This is a genomic window from Vibrio sp. Y10_XG_PY6 (assembly GCF_024181795.1).
Taxonomy (GTDB): domain Bacteria; phylum Pseudomonadota; class Gammaproteobacteria; order Enterobacterales; family Vibrionaceae; genus Vibrio; species Vibrio diabolicus.
Window position 1 is genome coordinate 177,517 of record NZ_JAMZAQ010000003.1, and the last position, 12,965, is coordinate 190,481.

The window sequence follows — 12,965 nt, forward strand, 5'->3', positions numbered from 1 at the left end:
GGTGAATGGAATTTAAAATTTTTATGTGTATCTAAGAGTAAATTTGTACTAGAGAAATTACAATGAATAAAATTATTGACGATATGATTGTCGCAATATTTTGCTATAAGCAATCTGCATATATTGAAGGCGCTATTAAATCTATATTTAATCAGACGGTTTGGCCTAAAAAACTGTATATTTTTGATGATTGTTCACCCGATGATACTGAGGTAGTGATCGAAAAAACACTCTTGGAAAAGCCAGAAGGGCTTAATATCGAGTTTATTAAAAATGAATTTAATGTCGGCCTCGTCTCTCAATTTAATAAATTGAAGGGAATGTTTAATGACACGCTGATAGTTGTTCAGGCTGGTGATGATATGTCTAAGCCACAACGACTTGCAAAACAATATCAGGCGTGGAAAGAGCAGAGAGATGTTAAGCTTATTTTGTCGCAGTTTGACAAGATTGATGAACATGGCAATTTTGTTTCTGGCAGAGATGAAGGTGAAGTGTTTGATGGCTCTTATCAATCAATTATCGAGCGTCAAGTTTTACCTGCAGGCTGTACCGCAGCGATTGACTCATCATTGTTTAATGATTTTCCTGAAATTGATAAAAAAGTTATCAACGAGGATCGCGTTTTTATCTTAAGAAGTCGATTAAAAGGAAAAAGCATTAAGTTAATGGAGTCATTAATTGACTATCGATATGATGTTGGAATTAGTGCCTTAAAACAAAGAACAAAAGAAGAATTCATCAATAAATGGAAAGTGATGTATGAAAGAGAGCTAATTGATTTACGGATGAATATAAAAGATGCCAAGGCTGTAGGAAATACAGAGGTAGTGAAAGCTCTAGATGAAAAATATCTGTTTGTGAAAATATTAAGAGATCTCTTTAGTGGAGAATTTGATAGTAAAGCTCAAGCATGGAAGGCTTACTTTTCCCGAGGTGTTAAGTTAAGTAGGTTGTTTAAATTTAATAGAAGAGTAAAGAAGTATTTCAGAAATTCTAGTTGTTGAACGGGATTGCTAGTTACTTCTGTTATTGAGCTTTAGGTGGTAATGTTGGTATGAGATATCTAATTATAAAAAATAATAGCTAAATACAGAAAGTTAGCTTTATGTATATACCGGAGAAAGTTTTTATTTTATACGTTATTTAGGGAAGGTCAGACAGACATTCTGGGGGATATTTCTATTAGTCAGCCTGTCAAGATTTTGGGTAAAGGAAGGGTTAGTATTGGTGATGGTGTCTGTTTGGGTTATGACACGTCTCCACAACTGCGACACTCAGAAGTATATATAGAAGCCCGAGGCGAAGAAAGTACTATTGAAATCGGTCGAAATGTGATGATTAACAATGGTAGTGCCGTTATTGCCGATAAATCCTCTATACATATAGGTGATGAAACATTAATTGGTCCCGGTTTTATGTGTTTGGGGAGTAATTTTCATCCACTTTCTCCTGATAAAAGAAAGACATCAGATTACACATGTAAGCCAATCATAATCGGTCGAAATGTTTTCATTGGTGCAAATGTGACTATTCTGCAAGGCGTTGAGATCGGAGATAACAGTGTTATTGGCGCTGGTTGTTTGATATCATAGAATGTTGAAAAGAACAAAATAGTGAGGGCAAATGCCCCCATAATAGAAACTCTTAATATTGATTAGCGGTGTTGTTTAATTAGTTTATAGTATTGGCGGCTCATAAAATTAAGAGAAAATTCTTCTCGTAGCGGGATGGTAAAATCCTTGGGAGAGTTATAAAGCTCAATGATTTTATCTCTCAGACTTGATGTGCTTACTTCACTGAGGCAGTGTTTAAAATTTTCTCCGAAGATCTCTCTGGGGCCGCTATTACAATCGGTTGAAATCACCGGCGTTCCTAAGGCGATGGATTCTAATAATACTGTCGGTAGCCCCTCATAATCTGATGATAGGATAAAACCACTCGAGTTTGCTATCCATGGATAAGGGTTGCTCACAAATCCGGGCATGTGGATTCGCTTATCGGCATTTTCCATCTGCGCCATCAGTTCGTGTATTTCATTGGTCCGGTGCGAATACTCACCGAGTAGAACCAAATCTACGTCAGTGATGTTTGCTTCCAAGTATGCGCGTACTAAACGATCTTGTCGTTTTGCACGACTAAAGTTGCCCACATTGATGAAGTATTTTTTACTTGGCAATTGAGTGGGTTCCTGTGCGGAACGCTCAAGCTTATGTTGGTATACCGCATTATAGATCACACTTGTGTTGGTTAGCTTAAAGTTTGTTTTTAAGTCTTCTTCAACCCCTTTTGATACACAGATAACATTTAAATTTTTGTACAGAGAGTGCAGTTTATTTCTTCTAAGTAAACGCTTTAATCCCGTTGAGTTGCTAAGCTTATCGTGGGATAGAGTGCTGTGAATGACATGAAAAGTATTACTAAACTCACTGTGCCTCATGATCTTTGATACTGTATCTTGATGACATAGTATCAGTTCTGGCTCAGACGTGGTTATGTTGTTTTTAATATAATCAACAATCAGTTTTGATTTTGACTTTTCGCTAATTCGAAGGTTTAAAGAGTTTCTAATTGTTGTGTTTACATGGTGTACCTTAACACTGCTTGAAATTGGTATAAGGCTTTCGTATGGTTTGATTGTAATGATATGTACATCACAATCATCATATTGACTCAAGCCATCGCTTAATTGGCACACCACTTTTTCAACACCACCGCCTTTTAAGTGTGGCATGATAGATATGATGGTTTTTTTTCTCATAACCGTTCCATAACGAATAAAATATTAAAGTGAAAAACGTATATGTTGAAATTATTTGGCTCGTTGATTATATTCTTTCTGTTTCCATTGTTTGAAAACTCTGTACCACTCAATATATATTTTATTTATCCAGCTTATATTTGATTTAACTTTTCTCTTACCTATAGTCGAAGCCGTATTGCTGCGTGATACTAAAGGAGGAAAGTAACTGTAAATGGTTTGATTTGTTCGCCATTCATTATCCATGAAGTCATCAACCGGTTCGAAAAAACCATCGATCTGTTTGAGATATCTTTCTGCAGTTGTGGGCGTTATAGCGTAAGCTGACGTCCCACAAGCACCTTTAAGATTTGCTATTAGTTTGTATTTTTCATCTATCTTGACTATATCTACTTGTTTTCTCTCAAAAATATTACCAAGCTTCACCAGGCCATATTGCTCTGTAAGTTTTTCTATGTTTTCCAGCTGCTCATGCAGGTGACCAAGTAGTTCAATATTATCTTCAAGAATTAAAATCGGTTCTTGTACTTTTACACAATGTCGCCAAAGAGAAATATGGCTTGCCCAGCAACCTAACTCAGGAACGGTTAGCTGATAGCCTTTGTACTTGCGCGTTTTTTGCGCATCGTAAAGGGTGTATATAAAGTGGTTCGGATCTTTCTTGACGTTTTCGGCATCAAAAAACTCAAAGTTAATAGATGACAGCACTTGGGTCATATGTTCCCGACGCTCAACGGATTCTTTGAGATTTATTACGTATGTTTTCATGGTCATGGTTATTAGTGCTCTTCTATCCCTTTTAGAGTCCTGTTCAAAGCTCCCGCGTTACCGGCAACAAACGCGGTTGTTTTTTTACTTAGAGCAAAACGGTGGTTATCGTCACGGAGTAGCGAGGTGATGAACAAAGAAAGCTGCTGGCTGTTCTCGATGAGCATGATTGCTTCTTGGTGGTCCATTGCTTTCACGATTTCTGTGAAGTTATAGTAAGTTGAACCGCTAACAACAGGTATGCCTAAAGCGGCAGGCTCTAAAACATTGTGCCCACCGACTTTATCTCCGATTAGACTGCCACCCATAAAGCAGATGTCTGCTGCACCCATCAAAGTTAGCATCTCACCCATAGTATCGCCGAGATATACTTGAGTATTTGTCTCTACTGCATGCGTTGAAGTACGACGCACAGTGTTAAAGCCTTGCTGTTGGCAAAGCGTGAATACATCATCAAATCGTTCTGGATGGCGAGGAACCAAAACGAGTAAAGCATTTGGATGAGATTTTAAAACTTGTCTATGTGCATCTAATACCTGTTCGTCCTCGCCTTTGTGGGTGCTAGCGGCAATCCAAATCGGACGATCGTCTCCAAGCTGGGCTCGAAGCTGCTGTCCTTGCTGTTTCACTTGCTCTGATATTTGAATATCGAACTTAATAGAACCGGTAACGGATAGTTTCTTTTTCTCGACGCCTAAGCGTTCAAAGCGCTCGGCATCTGAAGCTGTTTGGCAGAGTACTTGAGTTAGGCATGGATGAAGTTGGTTAAAAAGCCGCTGTATTTTGGCGTAGTTCTTACACGATTTTTCAGATAGGCGCGCATTCACGACAGTTATAGGGATACCCGCTTTGTGAACATTGTGAAGCGTGTTTGGCCACAGCTCAGTCTCAATGATCAACATCTGTTTTGGTTGCACTGCTTTAAGAAAACCTTTGATAGCGAACCCAAAGTCAATTGGCATATAGCGGTGTTCAACTAAATCACCCAACTTAGCAATCTGTTCAGCTCCGGTACTTGTTGTTGTAGTAACTAGAATAGATTGTTCGGGGTTTTGTTCCTTAAGGGCTTTGATTAAAGGTGTTGCTGCTATGCTTTCACCAACAGATACGGCATGTATCCAAATAGGTTTGTCGTTGCTTTTTAGCTTGGGAGTTATGCCAAAGTGCTCTCTCCAGCGAGAGCCGAACTTAGGCTTATTCGGTTTGCTCTTGTACAAACCAAATAAAAGCAGCGGTGATGCTAGAGCGAGTAGTAAGGTATAAACAATACGAACTAACATGAGCTTATCGTAATGGCGTCAAGTTTTTGGATACTATCTAGCACTTGCTTAGGCGAAAGTTCTGTCAAGCACTTAAGGTGTTTGTATTGACATTCACGCTGGAAACAAGGGCGACAATCAATATCGGTATGAACAATCTCCACTTTTTCTGCGAGTGGGGGGGTGTACTTCGGTGAAGTTGAGCCATACACGGCAACAACATTACAACCAACCGCAGCAGCCACATGCATTAAGCCTGAGTCATTCGCGACAACAGCCTTGCATGCAGCAAGTAGATCGACCGCTTCAATTAAGCTGGTTTGGCCTGCTAGAACATGAATGTTCTCATGGAATTGCGTCGGGACAAGTGCGCGGATATTGTTACAAGTCTCTAAGTCTTTTTGAGAACCAAACAACCAGATTTGATGCCCAGATCGAGCCATTTGCGTCGCAACTTCAGCGTAGTGTGTTTCAGGCCATTTTTTGGCAGGACCAAACTCTGCTCCTGGGCACAGTCCAATGATTGGTTGGTCTTGCGTTAAGTTGAACTTTTTGAGCGTGGCTTGTTGCTCAGCCGCGTTGATTGCAAGGCGTGGGCGGGGCAAGGTTTCAAGCCCGCCAAGGGAGTTGGAGTCCACCATCTCTGCTTTTGGATAAGCTAATGCTACATAGCGTTCTACCATGTATTGAAAAGACTTCATGTTGGGGCGTAAGTCATTCAATAAACCATAGCGCATTTCTCCCTTCCAGCCAGTACGAAGAGGAATGTTGGCAAACCATGGGATCAGTGCTGATTTCGCTGACTTAGGCAAGATATAGGCGTGGTCATATTGCTTTTCACGTAATGATTTACCAATTTCCCTGCGGCCTAATAGGTTAAATTCACCATGACCGATAGGCATTTCAATAGCTTGGTGGATTTCTGGCATACGCTCAAGAATCGGTTTACACCATCCTGGAGCGATAACGTCAATTTGGCTATCTGGATGGAGTTGCTTTAATACGATATATAACGATTGCGACATTACCATATCGCCGACCCACGCAGGGCCAATAATTAAAATCTTTTTCATTTATTTACTTGCCAATCAGTATCATATCTAGGCTTAAAGATATTGTAATAGTTATTGCCGTCTTCTTGAGAGTGCAGCAACTGCAGTACCCACATATATTGTTCGGGCTTATCACCGACAAAATATTCAATGGCTTCATTACAGGTACGAGCGTCTTGCTCTTCGCCTTTATCCAGCTCAAACGCCGGTAAAATCTCAATATCGAACGTACCATCTTCAGTGTTCATCGACGCAAATAGAGGCAGTACTTTTGAGCGTGATAGTTTCGCTATTTTGCCTAAACCAGGTAGCGTTGCTTTACGTGTAGCAAAGAAATCTACGAACACACTATGCTCTGGGCCGTGATCTTGATCGGGTAGATAATACCCTACATAGCCATCTCGAATGGATTTCAGAAAAGGCTTAATGCCACCTGAGCGTTCATAAACACGGCCACCGTATTGAACTCTTTGCTTGTGCATCAGCCAGTCGGCAACATCATTCTTTTGCTTTTTCGCCATTGCAGAAACTGGCATTCCCATTGAAGCGAGCAAGATAGCAGGCACATCAATAGCCCAAGAGTGGGGAACCATTAAAATCACATTTTCGTTGTTATCAATGTGCTGTCGTAAAATGTCTAGGCCACGAATTTGGCAACGGTTCTGAAGCCACTTTGGTGAGCGTAAACTTAGTAACCCGAAGCGAAAAAAGAACATGGCTGCTGTGTAGAGTGTTTTTTCTATTAAAGCTTCACGTTCTTGGAACGACTTTTCTGGAAAACACAGCTCAAAGTTAACCCTCGCTCGGTGAGCTGGCCCTTTGTTGGATTTCGACAGTTTTTGGGCTATGGTTTTCGCCAACCACTTTTGTAAACCCAGTGGCATTAATGATAAAGGTAAAAATAAGAGAACACCTAACCACGTGCCCCAGTACTTAGGCGACAGAAAGTGGCGCTTAAACTCAGGGTTATATGCTTTAGGGTCGAAGTCATCACGTTTTATGGTCATGGCGTGTCTAGTTACCTATTCGTGTACGGGCGAAGTGGTTTAAATGAGAAAAAAGATAGTTAGGAATGATACAGGCTATTGCACTTGAGTAAAGGTGGCAGGTTATGGTTCTGCCACCTTGTGGTGCTTAACTGTTTTGGATAGTCAAGTATTCGGCAACGCCTTCTGCAACTGTCTTGAATACAACATCACAGCCTGCGGTGCGCAGTTTGGTCAGATCCGCTTGTGTGAATTCTTGGTAAGCGCCTTTTAGGTGCTCAGGGAATGGGATGGTTTCAATTTGGCCTTTGCCATGATGCTTGATAACTGCTTTTGCTACCTCTTCAAAAGATTCAGCACGGCCAGTACCACAGTTAAAAATGCCTGATACGCCGTTTTCTAAGAACCACAGGTTTACTTTACAGACATCACCAACGTAAACGAAGTCGCGTTTGAATGATTCGCTGCCCGCGAACAGTTTAGGATTTTCACCTGCGTTAAGTTGGTTGTTTAGGTGGAACGCAACTGATGCCATGCTACCTTTGTGGTCTTCTCGTGGGCCATATACGTTGAAGTAGCGGAAGCCGGTGATTTGAGAAAGGGTCTCACCATGTTCTTCAGCGTCTTGCCATAGGCGACGAACGTAGTTATCAAACTGCTGTTTCGAGTAACCGTATACATTCAGTGCGCCTTCGTATTCGCGTTCTTCAACGAAAGTATCTGTATCGCCGTAAGTGGCTGCTGAAGAAGCGTATAGGAATGGAATCTCGCGATCTAAACAGTAATGAAGCAGCTCTTTAGAGTACTCGTAGTTGTTTAGCATCATGTACTTACCATCCCACTCGGTCGTTGCAGAACAAGCACCTTCGTGGAAAATTGCCTCAATCGGACCAAAATCATCGCCCGCCATGATTTGGGTCAGAAAGTCGTCACGATCCATGTAATCTGTGATGTCCAGATCAACTAAGTTCTTAAACTTTTTACCATTTTTTAGGTTGTCGACAACCAGGATGTCGTTAATACCAGCTTCGTTTAGTGCTTTAACAATGTTGCTGCCGATCATGCCAGCGCCACCAGTTACGATGATCATAGAACTTCCACCATAGATTAAAATTTTCTCAGGAATTCTAGCAAGAAACGAAAAGTAGCGCTATTGGAAGCAGGAAGATAGGTTTTAGTCTTCTATGACTCAGTATCTGGATATGAAAAGGGAGCCGCAGCTCCCTGATTACTTTATTATTCCACATCCGAACGGTTAGGTCTTTGGTACCAAGGATTTCGTTCGTCGGTTAACTCAATTAAGCTGTATTTGCGGCCGAGCTTCTGTCCTCCGTCACGAGTAAGAGGCTGCCAACTAAAGTTCGCACGATTGTTACTTGGCTTAACAGTCATGATGTCAAACGGAATCGACAGGTAGAAGCCTTTGGTAAAGCTACCTTCACCAAATTCATCCGCAGACAAGTCTGTAAATGAGGCAAAGGCGCCAGCAATTACGCCACTCTTGAACTGCTTAGAAACATTGATTTGTGTACCAACATCACCAGCTAGGAACTGACCAACATCGACTTGGATCATCAAATCTTGTAGGAAATCCCATTGAGGGTAGTAGTAACCAGATATAAAACCGGTGAAGCCTTTATCAATAACTTGGAACGGACGTCCATATTCTGGCACGTTTTGCCATTTCTCATCGTAAACACCGAAGTAACTTTGTGGATCACGTTGAGAAATTAAGTTGACGTCAGCGCCAATCGCCCAGTTAGCTCCTTGTGGGCGGTAAAGAAACTCGGTACCGACTCCAGCAAACATGCTCTCCAGATAACCCGCGTAGAATTGCTGATCCATGGTATTGGAATACTCTTGGAACCAAGTCAATTGTAGGTTTGACATGGTTACAGCATGTTCATTTTGGTAAGCGCGGAACATGGTGCGAACACGAGGAACGGTAGTGCCATCAGGTGGAGTGACATAGATAAACTTATCGTAGTTGTTATACCAATCCCAGTATAACGAACCGCCAATTTCAAGGTTGTCCGTTAGCCAGTATGAGGCATTACCGCTTAGCCCTACACTAAAGAGATAGAAATCTTCAGCGTTTCCAAGAGTTTGAACAAGTTTAGGTGCAAAGCCCCAATCAAAACGTTCAAAACCATCATAGACAGATTCTCCCGTTGGCTTGGTAGTAGCCCTTGAGGTTGCATCTTCTATTTTCGGATTGATGTAATTAACTTGGGCAAAGTCGCGATATTTCTCTTTGGAAATAATCGTTTGTTCGCCGACTAAGCCTCGGCTGCGTTCATTGAGCGCATAGGTATCAATATCGTCAGGCATTTCATTGTGAAGTACAGCCGCCGCTTTTTCGTGTGCCTCTGTACGGTCACGATATTTCTTCTGCTCACCAACGACAGTTACTGTATTATCATCAACATAAATACGCGTGTTTTGATAACCAGCAATTTTGTCTAAATCTTCTGTTACACGTTCCCAATCAACATCAGACAATTCTTCAGGCTGGTTATCTTCGATTTCTGGTATTGGTGTGTCTCGCCAGAATGATGGCATGTCATTGAAATTAGTGTTTAGCGTTAAGCCCGCGACCAACGTGTCGCCGCGTTCATAACTTAAACGAAAGTCGGCCATTCCTAGACGGTAGAGCACACCAAAGTTCCATGGCGTGTGAGGGGTCATATTAATTCCGCCACGGACATAAGGTAACTCTTGACTATAATCGTTACTGTCGTACTCTAATTTCAATCTTAGTGGCTTATGCAACGTTTGGTATTCAATACCTCCAAAAAGAGCTGTAGGACCTTTAAACCATCGTTCAAAGTCAACACTTCCTCCGTTTCCATTATAATCAGATTGTCTATTACAATAAGCAGAAGACAATTTACACGCTGGGTTTGAGATGTTATTGCGCATTCCCAATGACCCCCAACCAATACCTAAAGTTAAGTCTAAAGAGCCAACGTTTGAGTTTGAAAATCTTTTTGTTGCGGCGATGTATTCTGAGTCAAATAGCCCTGTGCCTGAAAAGTCTCGGACTCCTATAGATAGCTCAGGTACATGTGAGGATTCTTCTAAAAGTCGGATTTTAAAGTCAATGCCTTTGTCGGTGAAATCATTAGTTACGTCAGGTAGTGTTGACGAGTATGGAATATTGGGAACTCGAGTGTAGCGGAGTGTCGTTTCTAACCACGGCAGCACTTGAAGAGTCACATTGTAAAAAAGGTATTCATCACTACTAGTGACAGAAAAATTGAATTCACCTTCTTGAGCCATACGTCCTGTTGGCATTTGCATTAAACCAACACCACCAAAGTCTGATTGAGACGGCTGTAAAGCAGGAGTCTCAAAGGGCATGTCTTGAGCCCAAACCAATGCTGGGCCCATTAAAGAAAGGGTTAAGCTTTTTCTAATTGGCATCATTATGGTCTCTTTGTTGAATTTGGTATCAATTGAGTGAGTAGGCGGACAATATCTTGGTCCATTTCGGAATATTCAAGATCACCAAACGGAATGTATACCAATGTCAGAGGTGGTAAGTAATATTGTGTTGTTAACCAAGCTCCGTGATGCGGCTCAACTACGTGACCATCTGGGTAGATCAACACTGGCGGTGTTGATAACGCACCAATGTTACTTTTCAAATTCTCTATTTGTCTCTGCAAAGGGATGCCACTTTGCTCCTTAATTGAATACACGCTATTGAGGTTTCCCAGGAAGTACACTTTTTCTTCGCGTAGAGGGCTTGCGAGCAGGTAATTTCCTTGCAACAGTGGGTTGTCGAATTTATTTAGTCGAATTTTATCAACATCGATCGCAGACAGTAAGCGTGGTGCAAAGCTTTGCTTCTGAATGAATTTGTAGAATGGGTGTGCAACCAAATTGTGTTGAATCATTTGATTGAGCACCGAGTTCTTTAAAGCGGTAGAGGTTTTCTCGGCGCGTTCCGACTTATCAAACAAAGTCGTACCAAGAGAGTATTGCAGAGAGGCGCTTTGCTCCTTAGCAAGTGCTAACACACTTTCTAAACGAGCTGGTCCTTGAAATTGTAGCTGTGTGCCTACCTCCAGCAACTCAACATTTAATGGCTGTGTAGTAGAGGTTTCTGTTTGAGCGAAGCTATGTATGCTCAAAAGCAGCATGACCAAACCGAATAATGTGAGTAGTCGCTTGCTCATGATTTGCTATACCCCTTTAAAATGGTTAACTCAACCGGAATCATATTTGGCCCTAGATGTTGTAAGGTTTTGACAACCTGACCTTGTTCATCTACCCAATAGTAGTTTTCGACCGTCTGAGAAAGGCTGCTAAACTCAACGACTTCTTTATATATACTGGTCATCGCGCTAGAAATTGATGTCGTCAACGTTTCTTTACCTGCATAAAAACGGTTCACATTTGCTGGAAAGCCATAACGATATTGTTTTGCCCAATCGTATGAGAGTGTATAGCTCATGGAGGCTGAATCTGAAGAAAAATCTGGCACGTCACCATAAACACCCGCTAAGTCGCCATTTTGTAGACCTATCGTTTTGACGATATGCCCATTCTCCGTAACGATCATAGCTTTGTCAGCACTTACCCATTTCAGTTGTATTTTTCCATTGAGAGGGTTTCGTTCTGCAAAAGCTAAAACAACAAAGACCTGTTTTTGACTCCCAAGTTTTAAATAGGCACTGGCATAAGGAACGGCATTTATTTCTTCTGGGGTCATCTCTACATCGATGTAGTTACCGTATGCTTCTTGGACTGTAGCTGATACATCATTGAACTTTTGTGTACAACCAAAGAGTAAGGCGAATATCGGAAGAGTGAGAAGTGGGCGTATCCATTTAGACGTTCGGAAGATATTCATTATTCCCTCTTACAAATAAAATCGCCCTGAGTCATTCAGGGCGATTATCTTCTATCTACAAAACGAAATTAGTTTGTAGAAGTAGAAGTAGAAGTAGATGTAGATGTTGAAGTAGATGTTGAGTCGCTATCTGACGCTGCAACTGCTACTACAGTTACTGCTGCCGCCGCACCTACTGCAACAGCTGTTGTGCCTGTTGCAGATGCAGAAGCTACGCCTGCTGAACCTGCTTCTTCTGCTGCAAATGCAGTTGATGCGCTTAGAGCCATAAGAATAGCTAGAGCTGTATTCTTCATTATTAATCCTTGTATATCCGGTATAAAAACATCGATGTTTGGTAGCATAAAAAATGCTCCAAATTATATTCTAGATAAAAAAGCCTTAGCATGTAAATAGTTTCTTATTTTGCTATGGCTTACGATCTCATTTCTAACACCAGCGTGACATTGTGCGGTTATCTTGCTCCCTTGCTTGCTGATAAACTACCAAGAGTGCATAATTTGTCGGCCTATTTCCTCCAGCACTAGAGGCTTGGAGTCAATAGGTCGTTTTTACTTACACCATATAGAAAGCGATACAGTGGCTTACGCTCAACGCCTCAGGGCGGTAGCGTGCCAACTCTTCAGTATTTAATGGCCTGCATAGCACGCTTAACTTTGCTTTGGCAGCCCATATTATTACCAGTACTAGGGACTTTTACGTGATAAGAAAGCAGCATTGTTTAGGAATACTTAGTGCACTGGGCTTAAGCCTGAGTTCTTTTTCAGCGTCAGCCGATTTCTATGCTGGTGCGTTAGTGAGCTACTCAAATGCAGAATTGAAAAGCTCGTCTTCTGAGTCCGTAAAAGAGGGGAGTCCTTTCCTTCTTAGTGCGCAAGCAGGGTACTTCTTTAATGACTACATTGGTCTCGAAGGACGTTATGGGACATCAGTTCAACGTGATAGTGGTCTTGCCGTTGATAGCGCTTTGAGCGGCTTTGTTAAGTTGAATATGCCGGTTTCAGAGCGAGTTGCACTTTATGGTTTAGCTGGGTATTCAAGCGTTCAGCTTGATCTACAAAATGTAGGTTCTCACAAAGAACAAGGATTTAGTTTTGGGTTAGGTATGCACTACGCTTTAAATAACCAAAGCGCGGTGATATTTGAGTTCGTTGATAACGTCTCTGAAGACCAAGTTCGCCTTAACTCGATTACATTGGGCTTTCAGCACCGTTTCTAATTTAAATACCTAGAGCTCAAACTTGGGGCTAGGGGCTTTTATTCAATTATTATAGTGAC

13 protein-coding genes are annotated in these 12,965 nt (G+C 41.5%); 3 read left to right on the top strand and 10 right to left on the bottom strand.

Translation table 11 applies throughout. The features are described 5' to 3' along the window. Positions 1-62 precede the first annotated feature (62 nt). Together NL644_RS16875 and NL644_RS16880 are read left to right on the top strand one after the other, a co-directional pair. Positions 63-1,007: a glycosyltransferase gene (locus NL644_RS16875; protein WP_114323057.1), complete on the top strand. Its 945-nt coding sequence runs from the start codon at positions 63-65 to the stop codon at positions 1,005-1,007. A gap of 237 nt (positions 1,008-1,244) precedes the next feature. After that, the gene (locus NL644_RS16880) at positions 1,245-1,595 is read left to right on the top strand and encodes a DapH/DapD/GlmU-related protein (protein ID WP_253658647.1); all 351 of its coding nucleotides are present in this window, start codon (positions 1,245-1,247) and stop codon (positions 1,593-1,595) included. 62 nt (positions 1,596-1,657) lie between these two features. Here NL644_RS16880 and NL644_RS16885 read toward each other — a convergent pair whose 3' ends face one another. From NL644_RS16885 to NL644_RS16930, 10 genes are all read right to left on the bottom strand, one after another. Further along, the gene (locus NL644_RS16885) at positions 1,658-2,761 is read right to left on the bottom strand and encodes a glycosyltransferase (protein ID WP_114323059.1); all 1,104 of its coding nucleotides are present in this window, start codon (positions 2,759-2,761) and stop codon (positions 1,658-1,660) included. Between the two features lie 51 nt (positions 2,762-2,812). Beyond that, the gene (locus NL644_RS16890) at positions 2,813-3,535 is read right to left on the bottom strand and encodes a glycosyltransferase family 25 protein (RefSeq protein WP_253658648.1); all 723 of its coding nucleotides are present in this window, start codon (positions 3,533-3,535) and stop codon (positions 2,813-2,815) included. Between the two features lie 5 nt (positions 3,536-3,540). After that, complete coding sequence (gene waaA / locus NL644_RS16895) at positions 3,541-4,809, bottom strand: lipid IV(A) 3-deoxy-D-manno-octulosonic acid transferase (protein WP_114323060.1); 1,269 nt, start codon at positions 4,807-4,809, stop codon at positions 3,541-3,543. Next, the gene (gene waaF, locus NL644_RS16900) at positions 4,803-5,861 is read right to left on the bottom strand and encodes a lipopolysaccharide heptosyltransferase II (RefSeq protein ID WP_114323061.1); all 1,059 of its coding nucleotides are present in this window, start codon (positions 5,859-5,861) and stop codon (positions 4,803-4,805) included. Before waaF ends, waaA begins: the two co-directional genes overlap by 7 nt. Next, positions 5,858-6,847 (bottom strand): lauroyl-Kdo(2)-lipid IV(A) myristoyltransferase, encoded by a 990-nt coding sequence (lpxM, locus tag NL644_RS16905; RefSeq protein ID WP_114323062.1) that lies wholly within the window; start codon positions 6,845-6,847, stop codon positions 5,858-5,860. The genes waaF and lpxM overlap by 4 nt, the downstream gene beginning before the upstream one ends. Before the next feature lie 127 nt (positions 6,848-6,974). Further along, positions 6,975-7,916 (bottom strand): ADP-glyceromanno-heptose 6-epimerase, encoded by a 942-nt coding sequence (rfaD, locus tag NL644_RS16910; RefSeq protein WP_253658649.1) that lies wholly within the window; start codon positions 7,914-7,916, stop codon positions 6,975-6,977. A 146-nt stretch (positions 7,917-8,062) separates the two neighbouring features. Further along, positions 8,063-10,255 (bottom strand): YjbH domain-containing protein, encoded by a 2,193-nt coding sequence (locus tag NL644_RS16915; protein WP_114323064.1) that lies wholly within the window; start codon positions 10,253-10,255, stop codon positions 8,063-8,065. Then, positions 10,255-11,010, bottom strand: coding sequence for a capsule biosynthesis GfcC family protein (locus tag NL644_RS16920; protein WP_114323065.1), 756 nt, complete (start codon positions 11,008-11,010; stop codon positions 10,255-10,257). The genes NL644_RS16915 and NL644_RS16920 overlap by 1 nt, the downstream gene beginning before the upstream one ends. Further along, positions 11,007-11,687 (bottom strand): YjbF family lipoprotein, encoded by a 681-nt coding sequence (locus tag NL644_RS16925; protein ID WP_114323066.1) that lies wholly within the window; start codon positions 11,685-11,687, stop codon positions 11,007-11,009. The genes NL644_RS16920 and NL644_RS16925 overlap by 4 nt, the downstream gene beginning before the upstream one ends. Before the next feature lie 68 nt (positions 11,688-11,755). Then, positions 11,756-11,983, bottom strand: a complete 228-nt coding sequence (locus NL644_RS16930; RefSeq protein WP_114323067.1) for a hypothetical protein — start codon at positions 11,981-11,983, stop codon at positions 11,756-11,758. A 404-nt stretch (positions 11,984-12,387) separates the two neighbouring features. On the opposite strand from NL644_RS16930, the gene NL644_RS16935 reads away from it, so the two are divergent. After that, positions 12,388-12,906 carry an outer membrane beta-barrel protein gene (locus tag NL644_RS16935; protein WP_025795463.1) on the top strand — a complete coding sequence of 173 codons (519 nt, stop codon included), beginning with the start codon at positions 12,388-12,390 and terminating at the stop codon, positions 12,904-12,906. Positions 12,907-12,965 lie beyond the last annotated feature (59 nt).